General features: G+C 60.9%; 14 protein-coding genes. 10 read left to right on the top strand and 4 right to left on the bottom strand.

Features of this window, described 5'->3' with window-relative positions; all coding sequences use genetic code 11:
- Window positions 1-121 precede the first annotated feature (121 nt).
- From IM737_RS11020 to IM737_RS20955, 5 genes are all read left to right on the top strand, one after another.
- Window positions 122-346, top strand: a complete 225-nt coding sequence (locus IM737_RS11020; RefSeq protein ID WP_236893934.1) for a helix-turn-helix transcriptional regulator — start codon at window positions 122-124, stop codon at window positions 344-346.
- A complete protein-coding gene (locus IM737_RS11015; RefSeq protein ID WP_236893933.1) occupies window positions 339-566 on the top strand; it encodes a hypothetical protein in 228 nt (75 codons plus the stop codon). The genes IM737_RS11020 and IM737_RS11015 overlap by 8 nt, the downstream gene beginning before the upstream one ends.
- A gap of 744 nt (window positions 567-1,310) precedes the next feature.
- Window positions 1,311-1,616: a DUF6074 family protein gene (locus tag IM737_RS11010; protein ID WP_236893932.1), complete on the top strand. Its 306-nt coding sequence runs from the start codon at window positions 1,311-1,313 to the stop codon at window positions 1,614-1,616.
- Complete coding sequence (locus tag IM737_RS11005) at window positions 1,613-2,254, top strand: hypothetical protein (protein ID WP_236893931.1); 642 nt, start codon at window positions 1,613-1,615, stop codon at window positions 2,252-2,254. The genes IM737_RS11010 and IM737_RS11005 overlap by 4 nt, the downstream gene beginning before the upstream one ends.
- Window positions 2,154-2,399 (top strand): HGGxSTG domain-containing protein, encoded by a 246-nt coding sequence (locus IM737_RS20955; protein ID WP_336886203.1) that lies wholly within the window; start codon window positions 2,154-2,156, stop codon window positions 2,397-2,399. Before IM737_RS11005 ends, IM737_RS20955 begins: the two co-directional genes overlap by 101 nt.
- Window positions 2,400-2,537: 138 nt before the next feature.
- Here the strand turns inward: IM737_RS20955 and IM737_RS11000 are convergent, their stop codons facing one another.
- Complete coding sequence (locus IM737_RS11000; RefSeq protein WP_236893930.1) at window positions 2,538-3,599, bottom strand: alkene reductase; 1,062 nt, start codon at window positions 3,597-3,599, stop codon at window positions 2,538-2,540.
- A 107-nt stretch (window positions 3,600-3,706) separates the two neighbouring features.
- On the opposite strand from IM737_RS11000, the gene IM737_RS10995 reads away from it, so the two are divergent.
- Both IM737_RS10995 and IM737_RS10990 read left to right on the top strand, forming a co-directional pair.
- Entirely contained in the window at window positions 3,707-4,615 is a 909-nt protein-coding gene (locus IM737_RS10995; RefSeq protein ID WP_236893929.1) for a LysR family transcriptional regulator, read from the top strand.
- Between the two features lie 155 nt (window positions 4,616-4,770).
- Window positions 4,771-5,835 (top strand): DMT family transporter, encoded by a 1,065-nt coding sequence (locus IM737_RS10990; protein ID WP_236893928.1) that lies wholly within the window; start codon window positions 4,771-4,773, stop codon window positions 5,833-5,835.
- A 2-nt stretch (window positions 5,836-5,837) separates the two neighbouring features.
- On the opposite strand, the gene chrA is transcribed toward IM737_RS10990, so the two are convergent.
- The 3 genes from chrA to IM737_RS10975 all read right to left on the bottom strand — a co-directional run bounded on the left by chrA (window position 5,838) and on the right by IM737_RS10975 (window position 8,833).
- On the bottom strand, window positions 5,838-7,241 hold the full coding sequence (chrA, locus tag IM737_RS10985; RefSeq protein WP_236893927.1) for a chromate efflux transporter: 1,404 nt from the start codon (window positions 7,239-7,241) through the stop codon (window positions 5,838-5,840).
- Between the two features lie 2 nt (window positions 7,242-7,243).
- Complete coding sequence (locus IM737_RS10980; RefSeq protein ID WP_236893926.1) at window positions 7,244-8,062, bottom strand: chromate resistance protein ChrB domain-containing protein; 819 nt, start codon at window positions 8,060-8,062, stop codon at window positions 7,244-7,246.
- Window positions 8,063-8,260: 198 nt separating this feature from the next.
- On the bottom strand, window positions 8,261-8,833 hold the full coding sequence (locus IM737_RS10975; RefSeq protein WP_236893925.1) for a recombinase family protein: 573 nt from the start codon (window positions 8,831-8,833) through the stop codon (window positions 8,261-8,263).
- Between the two features lie 377 nt (window positions 8,834-9,210).
- Here IM737_RS10975 and IM737_RS10970 point away from each other — a divergent pair, with 377 nt between their 5' ends.
- The 3 genes from IM737_RS10970 to IM737_RS10960 all read left to right on the top strand — a co-directional run bounded on the left by IM737_RS10970 (window position 9,211) and on the right by IM737_RS10960 (window position 20,513).
- A complete protein-coding gene (locus IM737_RS10970) occupies window positions 9,211-10,620 on the top strand; it encodes an aldehyde dehydrogenase family protein (RefSeq protein WP_236893924.1) in 1,410 nt (469 codons plus the stop codon).
- A gap of 867 nt (window positions 10,621-11,487) precedes the next feature.
- Window positions 11,488-19,824, top strand: a complete 8,337-nt coding sequence (locus IM737_RS10965) for a DUF5801 repeats-in-toxin domain-containing protein (protein WP_236893923.1) — start codon at window positions 11,488-11,490, stop codon at window positions 19,822-19,824.
- Window positions 19,825-20,000: 176 nt separating this feature from the next.
- On the top strand, window positions 20,001-20,513 hold the full coding sequence (locus IM737_RS10960) for an immunoglobulin-like domain-containing protein (protein WP_236893922.1): 513 nt from the start codon (window positions 20,001-20,003) through the stop codon (window positions 20,511-20,513).
- The last annotated feature ends 142 nt before the right edge of the window (window positions 20,514-20,655 follow it).

The following is a 20,655-nucleotide window of genomic DNA, read 5'->3' as shown; positions in this document are numbered from 1 at the left end:
GGGTTTTCGTGACGGCCAACACGAAACCGCCGGTTACTTTCAAAGGTCGCTCGTAACCGTCGGTTCTCGTTGTGTTCTGGACCTAGTGTCTTCTCGCATCATCTGACCGCGAGACGACGTAATGGAAATCACCGACCCACTTTTGACTGCACGTGAAGGCGCAAGAATCCTTCAAGTCAGCCTTCCCACCTTCTGGCGGCGCGTTGCCGACGGCACAGTCCCTCAGCCGATTAAGATCGGCGCGCTTTCGCGCTGGCCTGCTTCTGAAATCACCCAGGTCATCCAGATGGCCAAAGATCGCCGCAGGCTCCCGAGCCTGGTTGCGGGAGCTCGCCAAGATGGTTGAGCGCCTGAATAGCTCTAGCAGAAAGCTCGAACTGGTCGAGGCTGGGTGCGAGACGATTGAAGACCAGATCGCAAATGCTGCGACCTGGTTGGCTGACAACTGGCACGTGGCACCTCAACCGATGACGAGGACGCTTCGCGAGATGTTCGGACTCGACTTCCGGAATGCCGTCAAAGCGATGGCCCGAGCAAAGGCCATAGTTGAGGTCTTGGCACGATGAGAAGGACCTACGGCGCCAAGGAAAAGTCGAGCCCCGCGAAATACTGGGTCCAGTTGGAACATTACCTGCTGGCCTGCCAGGCGTATGTCGCACTGTCCGCCAACGCCAAGGTCGTCTACACCGAGGTCAAGCGGCGCTATCGAGGCAACAATAATGGACTGATATCAATCAGTTCACGCGAAGCCGCCCAAGCCATAGGCCAGAGCACACATCACAGCACCGGTGCCCGCGCCTTACTGGAACTCATCGAGCATGGGCTCATAGTTGTTACTGAAGACAGTAGCTTCAATCGAAAAGTTCACCTTGCCCGACAATACCGCCTTACTGAGGCGAAGGACGACCGGCCGGGATCGAAATTGCTCGCCACAAAGGAGTTCCTGCGGTGGTCGCCAAATTCCAAAACACAGTCGCACCAGCGCGACACCACGGTCGCACCCACGCGACACCAGACTCCTGCGGCAGCCAATTTAAGCCATCACAGTCGCCTTGCTGCGACTGTAAGTACTGTTTTGGCCACGACACAGTCGCACGCATGCGACACATCTAGATTATCAGCCATACCCAGTGCGGGTGCTGGTCCCGATCTGCGAGGAGAAGGGCTTGCGCCGCTGGCAATCCAAACGGCGAGCAAGCAAGCCCTTCTGTCTTCGAACTCTCAATTAGATCCCACCCCCATCGCGGAAGCGACTGTCCAGGTCACCGACTCCCTTCGTCGGACACTGCGGAGCAGCAGGGAGGTTGCGCGTGGCTGAGCTGATCATTTTCCCCCAAGCCCGCAACGTCGGCAAAGCTCGTCACGTCGCCGAGCTCTACTCGAGCAAAGGCAGCCCCAAGGAACGGGAGATATATTGGCGAATGGTCGTCAGTCGTCTTGCCGCTTGCATGGTCAAGTGTGGCTTCTCCCAATCGGCCATAGACCAGCAGATCAACAGTTTCCGCAATGCCGTCCAGGACCAGCTCGATGCCCGACCGAATCGCGCGACGGAGATGGAAGCCACAAGCGGCCAGCAGCGACAAGCTGCGTTTGAACCCGACTGGAGGCCTTCGTGACCAAACCCAAGGGTACAGGAAAAGAACCGAAAACTCTCGTTGCAGATGACCCCGCTGACACCCAGGGCCGCCTCAAACGGATCGGAGGCTCCAAGTCGGATCTCTGGAACAACATCCTCGCAAACCAGGTGATGCAGGCACTCTGGCTTAAGAACTCCACGAGCGAGGAACGGGACAAGCAGTTAAGCGCGACGATCGCCGCGCTCGCAGGCATCGCGCCCAAGGACGAACTCGAGGGCATGATGGCCGCTCAGTTGATCGCCGCCCACAACGCTGCAATGGAGTGCTATCGGCGCGCAATGATTGGTGAGCAGTCGTTCGAGGGCCGGCGGGAGAACCTGTCGCAGGCAAACAAGCTTTCCCGGACGCACGCAGCACTGTTGGAGGCTCTGAACCGTCATCGGGGGAAGGGCCAGCAGAAGGTCACTGTAGAGCACGTGCATGTCCACGCAGGTGGCAAGGCCGTGGTGGGCATGGTCGCCTCCGGACCCGGTCAACCGGGGGGTGGGGACGCGAGCCAAATTGAGGAACAACCCCATGCAAAACAAATTGGCAATGTTGGCCAGCTCCCGTTGTCTCGCCAGGACAAGGTCGGGAGCATCGTGCCAGTCTCCGGCGATGACCAACGGTCGCTGTAGGATGCACGGCGGTGCCTCGACAGGCGCGCCCATCGGCAACAAGAACGCGCTAAAACATGGTCGCTATTCCGCGGAGGCCATTTCAAGGCGCCGGGAGCTGTCGGAGTTACTCCGGAGCATGCGCCAGCTTTTAGGCGAAGAGTAAGATCTTAGCGCTTGAGTTGCCGGTGAAATGCTACGCGCGACACGATCCACATAATGTCCGAAATGGGGTGGCTTGCAGACGGTCCGCTTCTGGTCAGCAGACAGGTGGAAGCTGACGTGGCTTCTGGCATCACCGGTGTCAGGCCGTGGGCACCATTCTTGGATAGTCGGTATAGCCCTCCGGTCCTTCGCCATAGAACGTGTCCTTGTTGGGTATGTTCAGAGGAAGGTCTTGCTGGAGACGTTCAGCCAAGTCAGGTGTCGCGATATAGTCTCGACCAAAGGCCAGGGCGTCGGCCGCGCCAGTCTGAATGAACCGCTCGCCGTCCTCTTTCGACATCAGCTCGTTGGCAATGACCACCCCGCCGAACCGGCGCTTGATCTCACCCAGTAAGCTGTCTTCACCTTCGATCTCACGAACAAAGATGAAAGCGATTCCGCGCTTGGCCAGCTCGTCTGCAACATAGCCGAAGATGGCGCTCGGATTGGTGTCGCCCATATCATGTTCCTCGCCGCGAGGACGCAGGTGAACGCCAACGCGATCGGCACCCCAGACTTCGATCACCGCATCGACAATCTCGAGCAGGAAACGAGCACGGTTCTCGACCGAACCGCCATAGCGATCATCTCGCTTGTTGGTCTTGTCCTGCAGGAACTGGTCAATCAGGTAGCCATTGGCCGCATGCAGCTCGACGCCGTCGAAGCCGGCGGACTTCGCCCGCTGTGCACCTCGACGAAAATCATCAACAATGCCGGGTATTTCTTCGGCTTCCAGAGCACGGGGCACAGGGTGCGGCCGCTTCGGTCTGAGGCCGGATACATGTCCGGCAGCAGCAATAGCGCTTGGCGCCACCGGAAGTCGACCACCAAGCAGCTCGGGATCGGAGATACGGCCCACATGCCAGAGCTGAAGGAACATGCGGCCGCTAGCTTCATGCACCTGCGCGGTGACCTGTCGCCATCCTTCAACCTGCTGGTCGTTCCAGATGCCCGGTGTACCCCGGTAACCAACACCTTGGGGAGACACCGAAGTTGCCTCGCTCAGGATCAGTCCAGCTCCGGCGCGTTGACTGTAATATTCGGCCATCATGGCGTTCGGCACACGATCATATCCAGCCCGTTTGCGGGTAAGTGGCGCCATAATGATCCGGTTCGGCAGCTTGAGAGCGCCAACCTGCAACGGGTCGAACAAGCGGGACATAGTGCAACTCCTTAGTTCAATCCCATATGGAGCCAAACGGGATCAGTAACAATTGAGCTTACGGTCGTCACACTGTAGCCTTGAGGTAAACAGTCGAGGTGCAACAGATGGCGCTTGCCAACGCATTTGCTGGAGTCGAAGTCTTCATCCGTGCGGCTCGGTCTGGTTCCTTCACCGCGGCAGCTGCTCAGCTTGGCATTACCAAGTCTGCGGCGGCTAAGGCCGTTACGCAGCTTGAAGGTCGGCTCGGGGTCAAACTTCTGCATCGTACAACACGTCGGCTTTCTCTCACCCCGGAAGGCGCCGCGTTCGTCGAGCAGGCCGAAGCGTCCCTGGACCAGCTCCGAGCAGCTGAAGACGCTGCTCGGTCTAAGGCAGGCACGGTCCGTGGTGTGTTGCGGGTCGATATGCCGGCGGCATTTGGTCGGCGCGTGGCCATACCGATCCTACTGAATATCCTCAAAGCACATCCTGACCTGCGTCTGGCCGCCAGCTTCTCCGATCGCGTGATTGATCCGGTAGAGGAAGGTGTCGATCTGTGTCTTCGGTTCGGGGAACTGCCGGACCGGAGTGACATCGTGGCGCGGCGGCTTGGGTCACAGCGCCTGCTCATCTGTGCCTCGCCGGCATACCTGGCGTCTGCCGGGATGCCGGCGACCCTGGATGATCTGCAGTATCACTCGTGCATTCTCGGGAGCCGTCCAGACCGACCGGTGTCCTGGCGCGTGGTCGATGAAGAAGGCAGAACCAAGATCATCGAGCCGCCTGCGACACATCTGGTCAGCGATGGCGAGGTGGTCATCGTCATGGCCCTGTCTGGCTTCGGCCTATGCCAGATGCCTCAATCACTTGTTCAAAGCCATATTGAGCAGGGAGACCCTACGGTGGTGTTGCCTGATATTTGCCGAGCGGAGACACCGGTTCATGCCCTTTGGCCGGCAACGCGGAGAATGCTCCCCCGGGTCCGGATCGTTGTTGATGAGCTTGTCCGGCAGGCTGAACTCGGGAAGCTGTAGCTGCAAGCGTTCGGTCTTGTTGGGGGTGGTTTGCGGATTGGCGGCTTAACAGCACGCCGGTGGTGAAAGCGGACGACCCTTCGGTCCTCTCGCTTAAGCCGTTGCGACTGACCGGCTCCGTTGGCACGCCGCGGACGTTGCGCTACCCTAGAGTCATGACCAAAAGTTTACTTCTTTGGCCGGGCGTGCCCCTTGCGCTGGGCTCGGCAGTCCTCTTTGGCGCGTCCGCGCCGCTTTCCAAGCTCCTGATCGGCTCAGTCGATCCATGGCTGCTGGCGGGCATTCTTTACCTCGGAGCCGGGCTAGGGCTGGCCATCGTCCATGTCGGCCGCCCGTTGATCGGACTGCCATCACCCGAGGCGTCGTTGCGGCGGTCTGACCTGCCGTGGTTAGCCGCGGTGATCGTGTTTGGTGGCATGCTCGGCCCCCTGTTCCTGATGCTCGGCCTCTCGCAAACCAGCGCCTCATCGGGATCGCTACTGCTGAACCTCGAAGGCCTGGCGACCATGGCCATTGCCTGGATCGTGTTCCGGGAGAACGTTGATCGACAACTCATTCTGGGCGCGGCCGCCATTCTTGCCGGCGCGGTGTTGCTGTCATGGACCGGAGATGGCCTGAGCCTCGACACGGGCAGCTTGTTCATCGCCGCGGCCTGTCTGAGCTGGGGCATCGACAACAACCTCACGCGCAAGCTTTCGTCGGCCGATCCAGTGCAGATCGCCATGATCAAGGGTCTGGTCGCCGGTTCGACCAATCTTTTGCTGGCGCTGTCGCTCGGGGCATCGCTGCCCGCTGTCGGTCTGATCGGCGCGGGTGCTCTGGTCGGCTTCCTCGGCGTCGGCGTAAGCCTCGTCATGTTCATGCTCGGCCTGCGCCACCTGGGGACGGCTCGAACGGGCGCCTACTTCTCGCTGGCACCGTTCATCGGCGCCGTGCTGGCCATCGCCATCTTCCGCGATGCCATCACCTGGCAGTTGGTCGGAGCCGGTACTTTGATGGCCATCGGACTATGGCTGCACCTGGCGGAGCGGCACGACCACGAGCACGACCATGAGGCCCTGGAGCACGACCACGCCCATGTGCATGACGAGCATCATCGGCATGGTCACGAGGGACCGATCACCGAGCCGCACGCGCATTCGCACCGGCATGAACCCATGCGACACAAGCACCCGCATTATCCGGACCTGCACCACCGCCACGGGCATAGTCACGGATAGGGCTAGACGCCTGCCGTCAGCGTCCAGGCCATGCCCGCTGCGGCACAGGCCAGCAGGACCGGGATCATCTTGGCCTTGAAGCCGAAGATCGCGATGACACCCGCAGCGGCGAGAACCACTGCCGGCAGGTTCACCGTCGCCCATACCGGGATATCGACGTTCAGCCCGAATCCCTGCCACTGCACGACTTGCCGGAACAGCGTGTGTAGCCCGAACCAGACGGCGAGGTTAGCGATGACGCCGACCACGGCCGCTGTTATCGCCGACAGCGCGCCCGTAAGGGCCTTGTTGTCGCGCAGGACCTCGATGAATGGCGCACCGAGAAATATCCAGAGGAAACACGGGACGAACGTGACCCATGTGGTCAGCACCGCCGCCAGCGTGGCGGCAACCATCGGGTTGAGCGACCCTGGATCGCGGAATGCGCCCATAAAGCCGACGAATTGCACCACCTGGATCAGCGGACCGGGTGTTGTTTCCGCCATGCCCAGGCCATCCAGCATTTCTCCGGGCTGCAGCCAGCTATAGTTCTGCACCGCCTCCTGGGCCACATAGGCCAAGACGGCGTAGGCGCCACCGAACGTCACCACCGCCATCTGGCTGAAGAACACGGCAACCTGGCTGAAGACGTTGTCCGGTCCCAGGAATGCCAGGAGCCCCGCCACGGGCAACAGCCACAGGGCGAGCAAAATGGCTGATATGGAGAGCGACCATCGCAGATTCGGCCGGGCATGTTCGGGCGTCGCTTCGCCCAGCACGGAATCGGCGTCGGCCAGAGCCTCGCCCCTGGCCCCGCCGTGCCCGCCGCCGACCTTGAACATGGGCGAACCCGATCTGCCGCCGATGAAACCGATCAGGCCGGCGGCAATGATGACGATGGGAAACGGCACGCGGAACAGAAACAGCGCGATGAACGCCGCGATGGCGATGGCGATCATAACCGGGTTCTTGAGCGCGCGCGTTCCGATGCGCATCACCGCCTGCAGCACGACCGCAAGCACACCGGCCTTGAGCCCGAAGAACAGGCCCTCGATAACCGTTACATCGCCAAAGGCGGCATAGATATAACTCAGCGCCAGGATCGACAGGAAACCCGGCAGCACGAACAGTGCCCCGGCCGCCAGACCGCCCTTGGTCCGATGCAGCAGCCAGCCAATATAGACGGCGAGCTGCTGGGCTTCGGGGCCGGGGAGCAGCATGCAGTAGTTGAGGGCATGCAGGAAACGGTGTTCTCCGATCCACTTCTTTTCCTCGACGATGATGCGATGCATCACGGCGATCTGCCCGGCCGGCCCACCGAAACTTAGGGCGGCCACCCGCGCCCACACCTTGAGCGCTTCGTTGAACGGGATCGTCTCACCAGGCGAATAGGTCGGCCGGGAGGTGTCGAGCGGAATGTCAGCCATGGTCAGCTCCTGACCTTGCTCGCCGGCCAATTGTGGGTTTCCTCCCTTGCGTCCCGGCACCAGCGGTAAAAGGCATCATAGAGGAGCATCCCAGCGTCGAGCTGTTCCAGATCGTCGCCATACATGCGGGAGAGACCCAGAGAGGCCGCCAGCAGGCCGGCAGCCTCGGGAACAAGATCGAGGCGATCCGTATCGGCGGCGCGAACGATGGCGGCCAGCCGATCGAGCGGGCCGGACGATATACCGAACTCGGAAACCATCACGTCGAAGGTGCACAGATCATCGCGGTGGCTCCAATGCACTCCTTCGACATCGAAGGGCGTCGCCCCGAAGCGGTCGGCCACCGCGTCAACTTCGGCTGGCGCCACGAACAGGAACACGGCGCCGGGATCGACGAACCGCCGGATCAGCCAGGGACAGGCAATGCGGTCGATCTTGGGCCGCGAGCGGGTCACCCAAACCGTGGACCCCGCCGCGTTCCGGGCAGGTATTGTGGCGCTCGGCACCAGCGGCAGGCCCGCATCCCGCCATGCCTCGAAGCCGCCCTCGACCACCTCGGCATTGGCCCCGGAATGGCGCAGCCAGGCAGCGGCGCCTTCCGACAGTTTCTTGCCACGCTGACAGATGACCGCGACGGACTGGCCGCTATAGGTGCCGGCCCAAGTTTCGGCGTCGGCGTGACTGCGCCGCGCCGTGGCGGGCAGTATGCGAGGGTCGGCGTCGAAGGCATCAACCTCACGGACGTCGATGATAACGGGAGCTTTTGGCGTGCCGATCAGGCGGGCAAGCTTTTCCGGCGCAATGGAATTGTAAGAAGGCATGGTGCGTCCTCGATCTGAAGATGGACGCGAAACTTCGGCTGCCGCCTCTTGGGGAGCTCGCGATCCCCATACCCGATACTTCACTCGCGGGGTCGCCGTGTCAATCGGGGACGGTGAAGGTCCGCTTTCGGGCGGGGTTCGGCACTCTGTGAAGGTCCGAAAGGGGGGCGGTAGAGGCCATTTAGGGCTCAATGGAATTCAGGGTAACGGCTTGGTCCGCGCCGCTGGAAAGTACCGGTAGAAAGCACCGCGACTGATACCCAAACGCTTGGCTATGTTGCCCACTGCAATTTCGGGATTGTTCAACAAGGCCCGAGCGGCGGTTAGGTCTTCTTCACTCAGTTTGCGCGGACGCCCCCCTTTCCTTCCTCGCGCCAACGCAGCCTTGAGACCTGCCATTGTTCGCTCCCGATTGAGGTCTAAAAAATACTCAGCGATGGTTCCCAGCATGTTGAACATCATTCGGCCGTTGGCCGTGTCGGTATCGATGTTTTCGGTGAGGGAAATTACTTTGATGCTATCTGCCTGCAGGTTGTGAGCCGTCTCCAGCATCTCCCTAAGCGAGCGGCCCAGCCTGTCCACCTTCCAAACGACCAAATGGTCGGCAGGACGCAAGTACGTCAGAACCTGTTCAAAAGCGGGCCGTTTGGTGCCAGCCCTTCCCGACTCCTTCTCTTCAAAAATCTTCTCACAGCCTGCCTTCGAGAGGGCATCGCGCTGGAGATCCAAGTTCTGGTCGTCCGTGGAAACTCTCGCATAGCCGACAAGCATGTCACGTATCCATTTATCGTTTTCGTGACATTACATTACGTGACATATTTATGTGACACAAGAGGTGGTCGGATTTCGGTAGCTCAGAGGCTTGGAAGCACTGTCCCTAAAAGGTTCGTTTACGAGACAGCTCACTGGGCAGCTTTGCGCCCCATTTCAGCCATTGGCGCGGGCTCGGACGTATCGCAAAAGCGGTCGTTCCGGTGACTGGACAATTTGGCAAGAGAGAGCAGAAATCCCTATCTCTTTGTTGGGCAGTTAAGGGACTGGGTAGGCAATCCAGGTGTCTGTGCCAAGACCGCCGCGCGTCTCTTCTTGAGGGGTGTGCAGGTTGCCGTGCTTGTGACATGCTTTGCACCCTCAAGACGGAGGGGAACATGAACAAGTTTAGGCTCCTTATTGGGGGTGCGCTTGTCGACGGCGACCTCACCCTGGCCGTGGTGAATCCGGCCACCGAGGAAGTCCTGGCGCATGCTCCGCGGGCGTCTCTCAATCAGCTCAATGCCGCGGTCGCCGCAGCAAAGTCTGCGTTCCCTCAATGGGCTGCTACCCCCATCGCCGAGCGAAGGCAAGCCATGCTCGCTTTGGCGGATGCAATCGATATGCATGCAGATGAACTCGGGCGGCTGCTGACGCAGGAGCAGGGCAGACCCCTGGACCACACCATGGGCGAAGTCCGCGGGACGGCTCAGCGGTTTCGGTACTGGGCCGAGCAGACTCTCGACGTGGAAGTTCTCGAAGACAGCGACGACATGCGGGTTGAAGCGCACCGCAAGCCACTTGGTGTGGTTGCAGCGATCGTTCCCTGGAACTTCCCCCTCGGAATGATGTCTTGGAAGGTCGCTCCGTCGCTGTTGGTGGGCAACACGCTCGTTGTGAAGCCGGCGCCGACCACTCCACTCACCACCCTGCGACTGGGCGAGCTCGCCCGAGACCTCCTGCCGCCCGGTGTTCTCAACATCATCACAGACGACAACGACCTGGGAGCCACGCTGGCGGAACACCCCGACGTCGCCAAGGTATCCTTTACCGGATCTATTGCGACCGGCCGAAAGGTTATGGCCAGCGGCGCTGTGACCTTGAAACATTTGACGCTTGAACTTGGCGGCAACGATGCCGCCATCGTCCTGGATGACGTCAACCCAGCCAAGATCGCCGCGCAGCTGTTTGGCGGGGCCTTCTACAATTCTGGGCAGGTCTGTACGGCGATCAAGCGTCTCTACGTCCACGCGTCGGTCTACGATCAGATCTGCGACGAGCTGGCGAAGTTGGCCGACCAGGCCGTCGTCGGCGACGGCTTGGACCAGGGTACTGAATTCGGACCCATCAACAACAGGCGGCAGTTCGAAAAGGTCAAAGAGCTTCTCGCCGATGCTCGGATTAACGGCACCGTCATGCCCAGCAGCAACGGGGCGGCCGCGGAACGTGGCTACTTCATCCGACCCACCATCGTCCGTGACATACAAGAAGGCAGTCGGCTGGTTGATGAGGAGCAGTTTGGTCCAGTGCTGCCTGTCCTCAAGTTTAGCGAGGATGAGGACGCTCTAGCGCGTGCCAACAACACGTTGTTTGGCTTAGGGGGCTCGATTTGGTCGTCCAACGCCGAACGCGCCTACGCTCTGGCGGACCGCCTCGAGGCTGGTATGGTTTGGATCAACCGGCATGGCGGAGCCTGGGACCACATTCCGTTTCTTGGCTCTAAGCAGTCCGGCATTGGCTCCGAGCTTGGGGGCGCCCGCGCGCTTGAGGAATACACGCAGCTCAAAATCGTAAACATCAAGCGCTGACGCGCAGTGCCTGCCAGTTAAGCGTCTGAAATGGAAGATGCCGCCTTTTTGCAAGGCGTTCGATGTCTGTCCCAGACGCGCGTTGCAACGTCTGGCGTCAAGCGCCTTCGCCGCGAGGCAATCTGGTTTTTGCCAACATGCTGCGGAGAGTTACCGTCTGCTAATGCCTTAGTGCAGGCCATAAACTGCCAGACCACAACCGGACAATCGAACAGCAAAGCTGCGGCAAGGCATCTGAGGTGGTCTGCGAGAAACACCTAGGGCCCGCCAAACTCCCCACTGTCAAATTCCGCTTTATTTTGTACGGGCAGTCTTCACGCAATTGGTATCTTCGTTGTCTGGGTTCGCCTGCAGTTGGGTCGGTCTTTAGCGTCGATAGCGGACGAACAAGGCCGACCCTGTCGGAATATGGCGCACGCGCAAACATACCCAGATATGCGAACTTATTAGGGTTAAGCAACTATGTCGAACCGGAGACATATTCAGGTATGCAAACAGCGATCGCCTTGGATTGAGTAAACGCTTTAGTAAGAATAGGACTCGGCTCAAAGTTAATCAGTTATTAATGAGTGGGCCATGGTTGAGCGTAATGACGTTGCGGTGGATGCTGGCCAATTTGAAGGATCGACGGATGTCACCATCCGTGAGGTCATTCACGTCGCGGAACTTAATGGTGATGTCGAAGGACTAGGCGGCTCGCCGTCTGGGCAACCGCTCACCGTTGGGGTCGACGAAGGAAACGTCGTTCGTCTGCCAGACGGCGCCAGTATCGACCAGCCTAGGGTTAACGGAGCGAACCTCGAGTTCGTCCAGCCCGATGGTTCTGTAATTGTTGTTACTAATGGCGCGGTCCAAGGCCTGACGGTCATGATCGGCGCGATCGAGATCCCGCCGCAAACCGTAGCAGCATTGTTTGCCGCCAATGACATTCAGGCTGCGGCCGGTCCTGGTGCCGCTGCGGGTGGCCCCGCCGGCGGCCCCGGTGGTGGCTCGGGTGGCAATTTCCAGGTGCCCGTTGGCAATATTGGGGACGCGTTTGCTATCGGTGGCCTTCTCGATCCCACTGCCCTGTCTTTCGGGAACAATCAGGAGCGTCCATTCTTTGAAGGTTTGGTCGACGAGCCGACCGTGGGTACCAATGTCGCTGCCCTTCTCGACGACGACGATTTGACCGGCGGTAATGCTGGTGGCCTGGGTGACGACCTTTCGGGCCCGCTGACTGGTCTGCTTGCCCATGATTTCGGCGGCAACGGCGTCGGCGCGCTCGTGTTCGACCGTGTCGATTTTCCGGCTGGCTCGGGCTTTTCGTTTTCCATCTCCGATGACGGGCTGGTCCTTACCATCCTGCAGGATGGCGTTGATGTCATGCGGGTCACGCTGAGCGACGCGACCAGCGGCGAGTACCAGATTGAGCAACTGGCAGCTATCAGTCATGCCGGCTCTAATGAAGACAATGTTCAGTTTGACATCGTCTATCGCGTAACAGATTTCGACGGCGACGCCGCCGAGGGCACTCTTACGGTCAATATTGATGACGACACCCCTGAGGTGGCCCTCGTAACGGCGCCCGGTGTGGGCGAGGGCTCGGGCGTTCAACTCGGTCTGGACGAGACCTTTGGCATCAAGGTCGGCGATGCAAACCCCGCAGTTGATGACGCAAATGGCGCCGGCTTTTCGTCGGCAAATCTCACCACAAGTCTGGCGGAAGTCGGCAGTAAGGCGTTCGGTCAAGTCGCTACGGCCAATGGGGCCAACAATGCCTTGGCTGCATTGTTCTCTGCCACGGTCAGTTTGGGCGCCGATGCGGGCACCGTTGCCCATGCATTTGCGCTCTCGCTGAGCGGTTCGGGGCAGGGCGTTTCGACCAATCTGACTGCCACAGGAGTAGCTGGCACCCAGCTCGCCGGGCTTTCCGACCGAACGATCTATCTCTTCAGCGAAGCGGACGGCTCGATAACCGGTCGCGTTGGTGGGGCAGGCGGCTTCATCGCGTTTCATATTTCGCTGATCGACGCGTCCGACCCGACCGGTGTGAGCCTTCTCGTACAGCAGCTCATTCCGCTCTCGCACGGCGACGCTCTGAGCGCAGACGACATCCTGAATCTTGCCCTAGCAGGCGATGACGTCTTGTCCCTGACATACACGGTCACCGCAACCGACGGTGATGGCGATGTGGCGAGTGCAACCGCTCAGGTGCCGCTTGCCTCGGCTGGCAGTGGCGCCATTTCGTTTGAGGATGACGGCCCGACCTTGACGGTCGGTGTCAGGACCGGCGAGGGTGTACAGGCGGGCCTGGCGATGGAGATCGACGAGACGGTCGGTTCTGATCGCCTCAACGGCCTCGGTGAGTTCGGTGATGCCGGCAACAATGACGATGGCATTGGCTATCTGGGCCGTGCCACGACCACGGTCGGCGGCGCGGGCCTTGCCAGCCTGTTCGCTATTGGCGGTTCGTTTGGTTCGGACGGCGGCAGTGATGTCAGTGTCTTGAGCTTTGTCGGCTTCCCTGCCCAGGGCGGTGTTGCCACCAATCTTTTTGCGACCAATGGCGGACCGATCTCGCTGTTCCTGGTTGATGGTTTCATCCAGGGCCGTACCGCGGGTGGCGTCGTCGTCTTCGACATCAAGATCGTCGATGGTCAACTGCAGACGACGCTCTACCAGGCGATCGAGCACACCGATAACAACCTCTTTGACAGCAACACTGCCCTCGCACTCGGTGGGGAGAATTCTCCGATCCAACTGCAGCTCACTGTCACCCGCACCGACGGCGATGGCGATAAAGTCACGCAGTCGGCGCAGATCGACCTGATCACCGCTGGCGGCTCGCCGATCTCGTTCGACGATGACGGCCCGACCCTGGCGGTTGGTGTCGCGACGGGCGAGGGCGCTCAGGCTGGCCTGACGATGGAGCTCGACGAGACCGTCGGCCCCGACCGCCTCAACGGCCTGGGTGAGCTTGCTGACGCTGGCAACAACGATGATGGCATTGGCTATTTCGGCCGGTCCACGACCGCCATCGGCGGCACCGGACTTGCCAGCCTGTTCACCGTTGGTGGCTCGTTCGGTTCGGACGGCGGCGGCGATGTCAGCGTCTTGAGCTTTGTCGGGTTCCCGCTCGAGGGCGGCATTGCCACCAATCTGTCCGCCACCAATGGCGGACCGATCACGCTGTTCCTGGTTGACGGCGTGATCCAAGGCAAAACTGCGGGCAATGCTGTCGTCTTCGACATCAAGATCGTCGACGGCCAGCTGCAGACCACGCTTTACCAAGCGATCGAACACACCGATGCAAATTTGTTCGACGGCAATGTCACTCTGTCGCTTGGCGACAAAGCTGCGGCGATCCAGCTGCAACTGACAGTTACGCGGACCGATGGCGATGGCGACACAGTCACCCAGTCTGCACAGATCGATTTGATCACCGCGAATGGCTCACCCATCTCGTTTGACGATGACGGCCCAGTGGCGAATGTTGCGGCAAATAGCGCGTTCGCGCTGACCCACGATGAGTCACTCCTCGCTCAAACCGGTACCAACGACGCGACCGTACTGCAGTCGATCGCGCTCGCCGCGCGGTTCGCAGGGGTTGCACTGCCTGGCCAGGATCCAAGCGGAGTGCTCGGCCTGCCTCTTGGCCTCGCCCAGAGTTCGGTATCCGCAGTGACCATCGCCGGGCTGGACTTTGGTTCGGACGGCGCAGCTACGAACCAGTCTCTGGTGTACGGCTTCTCCCTGACCAACAAGGCTGGCGAGCCTAGCACCGGGCCTCTGGATTCGGGGCTGCAGACCACCGAAGGCAAGCCCATTTATCTCGTCCTCGAGAATGGACTGATCGTCGGTCGCGTTGATGATGGCGCGTCTGGGCAGGATCCGGCTGCCTTTGCACTGCATATGGACCCGCAGACTGGGCAGGTAACCCTCATCCAGTATGTCTCTCTTGCCCATGGCGAGCCGACCAATGCCAATGAGTTGGCGTCGCTCGACGAGATTGCCGGCGCCCTCAATGCGACCGTCACCATCACCGACGGCGACGGGGACTCCAAGACAATCTCAGCCAGCATCGGCAACGGGATACACTTCCGCGACGACGCCCCCACTGGTTTCCAGGCGACCTCCTTTGTCGTGCTCGATGATGAGGCACAGTCGCTCTTCCCGGGCAATCCTGGCGGCAGCGGCGACGTGTTTTTCAACTTCGCCACCACGGCCGGTCTGCCCGGTACCTTGTTCTACGCCGGTGTTGATGGTGTCGGTTCAATCACCCTGACCGCAGCGCCGGTCTTCTCGGTCATTTACAACCTCAACGGTCTGGCTGCCCAGCAGACCGTCAATTGGAACCCTGGTGTCGCCAATCCAGATGGCTCGGTCACCTTCACGGCGACCGGCGCGGTAAACGGTGCCAATGCCGCCGTGCTCACCGTCGGCAACGATGGCTCGTACGTCTTTACCATGCTGGCCCCACTGGCTCACCCCGTCGGAAATGCCGAGAACAATAAAACGCTCGCCTTTGGTCTAACTATCGTCGATGGCGATGGCGACACGACGCAGGCTGGCCTGAGCGTGTCAGTCGACGACGACACCCCGGTGGGTAAGTCGGTCACTGCTCCCCTGACCCTGGATGACGAGGCTCAGAGCCTTTTTGCCGGCAACAACACCCCCGCCGACACCATTGTCAACAATAGCCAGGTCATTGGTGGAGCAGGAACCCTGTTTGCCGCTGGTGCCGATGGCCTGGCCACGATCGACCTGTTGGGGATCACGCAGTTTTCGGTGATCTACAAGTTGGGTGCTGACGGCGTTCCTGAAGCCATCACCTCCTGGGTCAAGTCGGTCGACCCGCAAACCGGGGTGACGACCTTCTCCGCCATCAGTGCCCACTACCCCATCAACGCACCAGTGGCCACCCTGGTCGTGCAACCGAACGGCGCCTATACCTTCACGGTCAACGCACCGCTGGTGCAGTTGGGGACCCCGACCAACGAACAAGCTGACTCCCTGACCCTCACTCTCGATCTCCAGGTGACTGACGGCGACGGGGACATCTCGCCCGTCAAACTGACCGTCAAGATCAACGACGATCGACCGACCATGGCGGGTGAATACGCCCCACAAGTTGTGATGGTCGACGAAGATGGCTTGAACACGGCTCTGGCGACCGGCAATCCGGACGGATCCCCCCTCCTTCCAGGCGAAGTCGTCGGGACCGGACTTGCCACTTACACTGGCGCCGCCGGTTCTCTCAACAATCTCGTTAGCTTTGGTGCCGACGGCAAAGGCTCGTTCTCGGTCGTAACAACTTCACCCACCAATGCCGGTGTGACGTCCCTGGGCGCCAATGTCCTGGTCGCAGGCGGCGGGGATACCCTCTATGGCTATGTCGACAGCGGTGTTGCGGGCTACCAGGACGGTTCGGACCGTCTGGTTTTTACACTTAAGGTCAATTCGGACGGCTCCTACACGTTCACTCTCAACGACCAGATCGATCATCCGACCCTCAATGCGACCAACGGGGACAATGCGGAAAACCTGCTCAACAATCTGATCGACCTGTCGCGCTTTGTTCAGGCCACAGACGGCGATGGTGACAGCATTGCGCTCGGTGCAGGCAGCTTCGTCGTTGACGTTCTCGACGACATTCCCGTTCTCACGGCTCGTCCTGCCGGAACCACCACAACCACAACCTCCGACACCCTGGTCTTCGACCTCAAGGGCGGCAACGCCGTCGTGGGTGGGGTCACCACAGCCAATCCCGCCAAGGGAATCTGGATCACGGGTGACGATCTCAACGGCAACGATGATACGGCGAACACCAGCAACAATTCGATAGGCATTGGAACTGGCCAGCAGATCGACGGACAGGACAAGAAGGGCGGCCCCGAAGTCCTGACCCTGTCCTTCTTCGATAACGTCAACGTCCCCAACGGAAATGGTGTCCCGACCCACGGCGCCGCCTACGACGTCAATGTCATGCGCTTCTCCATCGACGCCGCCGAAGCCGGCCAGAATGACGACGCCGTCGTTTTCGTGCAGGTCATGAACAATGGTGGCGTGGTTTCGCCAGGCGATTTTGTCATCACGATAAACGGTGCCGCAGCTCCGGTCGGAAGCTGGCATTATGTCTATGACGGCGCCAACATGGTCGGCATCGTTTTCGAGAACGTGCCCGACGACGCCGATTTCGTCATCACCAGCGCCACGGGCTTCGACTCGGTCAAGATCGGCAACTACAACGGTTACAAGTTCATCTCCGACGCCGTCGGTTCCGACACGACCCTCAGTTCGGGCAATTCCTTCAAGGTCTATGGCCTGGAAGCCGACGTCCACACCACGACCACAACGCTCGAAACGCTCAAGATCGCCCATGACGAGACGTTGGGGCAGAACGTAGCCGGCGATCCCAATTCGGCCAACGACGCGTCCTTGCTCAACGTTCCAGGCGCGCTAGCAGGCGCAACGGGTGTCGCAAGCCTTGGCACCAGCGTTCTGGCCACTGGTTCGCTCTTTGCTGGCATGGTTGGCGCCGACGCGCCCGGCGGATACACGTTCGGTATCACCGGTGCCAATGGCGCCGCCCTGACAAACGTTGCGTCCGGCCTTGTGTCCACTTCTGGCGAAGCCATTATCCTCAACACCGATGCCAACGGCGTTCTCGTCGGCACGACCGCGAACACAAATTTGACGGTGTTCAAGGTGCTCGTTGATAGCGCCGGGATTGTCTGGGTTGGTCAGTACTTGCCCATTGCCCACTCGGTCGACGGGTCCAGCAACGCCGCCCATGATGATATTGCGACTATCACCGCCATTCTGCACATTACCGCCACCCTGACCGACGCCGACGGCGATGCGGTTTCCAAGACGTCACCTGTCGCTCTCAAGGTCGAATTCCAGGATGACGGCCCGCGCGTTGCTGCGGACGTCAACAGTGTCACCGAAGACGGCGCACCGGCGACCGGCAATGTCATTGCGGGCAACGCAGGCCTTGGTACCGATACTTTCGGCACTGACGGCCCGGGCAAGATTGAATGGGTCGGCGATAACGGCGATCATGTCATCGACGGCCTCTATGGTCGACTGACCGTCCAGGCAGACGGGCAGTATACATACGAGCTTTACACGGTCGCGCAGAACCCTGCGGCGTTCCACCTGGTGCAATCCCTGACGCCCACTCAATCCCTGAGCGAGCAGTTCACCTATGTCTTGACCGATGGTGATGGCGACACCGCCCAGACCACCCTGACAATTGCCGTCAATGGCGCGGACGATATCGTCACCATTACCGGTATCGGCAATACCGGCGGCGACGTGACCGTCGACGAAAAGGGCCTGCCCGCTCGCGGTCAGGAACCGGCGGGATCAGTGCCTGGCGATAGTGAAATCGGCACCGGCAGCTTCGCTATCGTGGCGCCTGACGGCGTGCAATCGATCAAGATCGGCGATACCACTTTCACGCTTTCCAATCTCGCCTCAGCGACCCCCAACGCCCCGCTTGTCGCGGCCACCAATGGCTCCGGTATCCTGCAGGTCATTGGATATACACCCAATGCGACGGGCGGGACCGTGAACTACCGTTTCGTCCTTACCGACAACCTGCTGACCCACACCGATACCGATCCAGGCGCTCCCCAGGGGACCGACGCCGATTCCGACCGCGGTCCGGCAGACCAGGTTTTCGGCGGCACATTCGCGGTTGAGGTCACAGACGATAATGGGACCACCGCAACGTCCAGCATTACCGTGGCCGTCAACGACGATGGCCCGACGGCGAGTGCAGGTTCAAGAATCGTTGACGAAGGCGTGACCGTCACGGGCACGCTGGCCTTCACGCCGGGCGCCGACGGTGCGACGCTGACCGCGATCAACGGCGAGCCACTGATTTTTGGCAACGATGGGTGGTCCGCGCCGATGGGTAGCGATCACGGCACGCTGCAGGTCAAAGCCGACGGCAGCTATCGCTTTGTTGCACAGCAGGACGATCCCTATGTCTCCAATGGCACCGATCAGTTCACCTTCACGGTGACGGACGGCGACGGCGACAAGAGCGACGCGCTCTTCCAGGTCACCATCGTGGACGACCAGGATGTGGTGACGGTCAAGCTGACGGCGACGCCGTCGACGGGCGAACAGGCCGGCACGATCGTCTACACGGCCAGCCTGGTGGATGCCCTTGGCCACCCGGTGACGACCAACAATGCGGTGACGGTGACGCTGAACAGCGGTCTGATCATCACGATCCCGGCAGGATCGAACACGGCGGACAGCGCAGCGGTTCCCTTTAGCGAGGACGACGTCTACGTCGAGGCCGACACGGTCAGCGACTTCATCCGGACGGCGGTGCAGGCCAATGCCAATGCCGTGGGTGCGTTCGAGCAGCTGCAAGCCGACCAGACGCCGGCGGTGACCACCATCGTGGACGACCAGGATGTGGTGACGGTCAAGCTGACGGCGACGCCGTCGACGGGCGAACAGGCCGGCACGATCGTCTACACGGCCAGCCTGGTGGATGCCCTTGGCAACCCGGTGACGACCAACAATGCGGTGACGGTGACGCTGAACAGCGGTCTGATCATCACGATCCCGGCAGGATCGAACACGGCGGACAGCACAGCGGTTCCCTTTAGCGAGGACGACGTCTACGTCGAGGCCGACACGGTCAGCGACTTCATCCAGACGGCGGTGCAGGCCAATGCCAATGCCGTGGGTGCGTTCGAGCAGCTGCAAGCTGACCAGACGCCGGCGGTGACCACCATCGTGGACGACCAGGATGTGGTGACGGTCAGAAGCGACGGCGACGCCGTCGACGGGCGGAACAGGCCGGCACGATCGTCTACCACGGCCAGCCTGGTGGATGCCCTTGGCAACCCGGTGACGACCAACAATGCGGTGACGGTGACGCTGAACAGCGGTCTGATCATCACGATCCCGGCAGGATCGAACACGGCGGACAGCGCAGCGGTTCCCTTTAGCGAGGACGACGTCTACGTCGCGGCCGACACGGTCAGCGACTTCATCCAGACGGCGGTGCAGGCCAATGCCAGCCGTGGGTGCGTTCGAGCAGCTGCAAGCCGACAGACGCCGGCGGCCACCATCGGCTGGACGACCAGGATGGTGACGGTCAAGCTGACGGCGACGCCGTCGACGGGCGAACAGGCCCGGCACGATCGTCTACACGGCCAGCCTGGTGGATGCCCTTGGCAACCACGGTGACGAAACCATTAATGCGGTGACGGTGACGCTGAACAGCGGTCTGATCATCGATCCCGGCAGGATCGAACACGGCGGTTAGCGCAGCTTGATTTCCCTTTAGCGAGGACGGCGACCACGTCAGGCCGACACGGTCAGCGACTTCATCCAGACGGCGGTGCAGGCCCAATGCCAATGCCGTGGGTGCGTTCGAGCGGCTGCAAGCCGACCAGACGCCGGCGGTGACCACCATCGTGGACGACCAGGATGTGGTGACGGTCAAGCTGCCGGCGACGCCGTCGACGGGCGAACAGGCCGGCACGATCGTCTACACGGCCAGCCTGGTGGATGCCCTTGGCAACCCGGTGACGACCAACAATGCGGTGACGGTGACGCTGAACAGCGGGCTGATCATCACGATCCCGGCAGGATCGAACACGGCGGACAGCGCAGCGGTTTCCTTTAGCCCAGGGACGACGTCTACGTCAGGGGCGACACGGTCGCGCGACTTCATCCAGACGGCGGTGCAGGCCAATGCCAATGCCGTGGGTGCGTTCGAGCAGCTGCAAATACGACCAGACGCCGGCGGTGACCACCATCGTGGACGACCAGGATGTGGTGACGGTCAAACTGACGGCGACGCCGTCGACGGGCGAACAGGCCGGCACGATCGTCTACACGGCCAGCCTGGTGGATGCGCCAGCGCTTGGTGACGACCAACAATGCGGTGACGGTGACCTGAACAGCGGTCTGATCATCACGATCCCACGGCAGGATCGAACACGGCGGACAGCGCAGCGATTCCCTTTAGCGAGGACGACGTAGACGTCGAGGCCGACACGGTCAGCGACTTCA

Origin of the sequence: Devosia sp. SL43 (assembly GCF_021729885.1) — a bacterium.
In the GTDB taxonomy this organism is placed as follows: Bacteria; Pseudomonadota; Alphaproteobacteria; order Rhizobiales; family Devosiaceae; genus Devosia.
Note: the sequence above shows the minus strand (reverse complement) of the source record. Positions and strands in the feature narration are given on the sequence as shown.

Coding starts and splice junctions, on each gene's coding strand:
- IM737_RS10990 (WP_236893928.1), top strand. CDS start 4,771: ATGACCAAAAGTTTACTTCTTTGGCCGGGCGTGCCCCTTGCGCTGGGC.
- IM737_RS10980 (WP_236893926.1), bottom strand. CDS start 8,062: ATGCCTTCTTACAATTCCATTGCGCCGGAAAAGCTTGCCCGCCTGATC.
- IM737_RS10970 (WP_236893924.1), top strand. CDS start 9,211: ATGAACAAGTTTAGGCTCCTTATTGGGGGTGCGCTTGTCGACGGCGAC.
- chrA (WP_236893927.1), bottom strand. CDS start 7,241: ATGGCTGACATTCCGCTCGACACCTCCCGGCCGACCTATTCGCCTGGT.
- IM737_RS10965 (WP_236893923.1), top strand. CDS start 11,488: ATGATCGGCGCGATCGAGATCCCGCCGCAAACCGTAGCAGCATTGTTT.
- IM737_RS10975 (WP_236893925.1), bottom strand. CDS start 8,833: ATGCTTGTCGGCTATGCGAGAGTTTCCACGGACGACCAGAACTTGGAT.
- IM737_RS11015 (WP_236893933.1), top strand. CDS start 339: ATGGTTGAGCGCCTGAATAGCTCTAGCAGAAAGCTCGAACTGGTCGAG.
- IM737_RS11000 (WP_236893930.1), bottom strand. CDS start 3,599: ATGTCCCGCTTGTTCGACCCGTTGCAGGTTGGCGCTCTCAAGCTGCCG.
- IM737_RS20955 (WP_336886203.1), top strand. CDS start 2,154: ATGCAAAACAAATTGGCAATGTTGGCCAGCTCCCGTTGTCTCGCCAGG.
- IM737_RS10995 (WP_236893929.1), top strand. CDS start 3,707: ATGGCGCTTGCCAACGCATTTGCTGGAGTCGAAGTCTTCATCCGTGCG.
- IM737_RS11020 (WP_236893934.1), top strand. CDS start 122: ATGGAAATCACCGACCCACTTTTGACTGCACGTGAAGGCGCAAGAATC.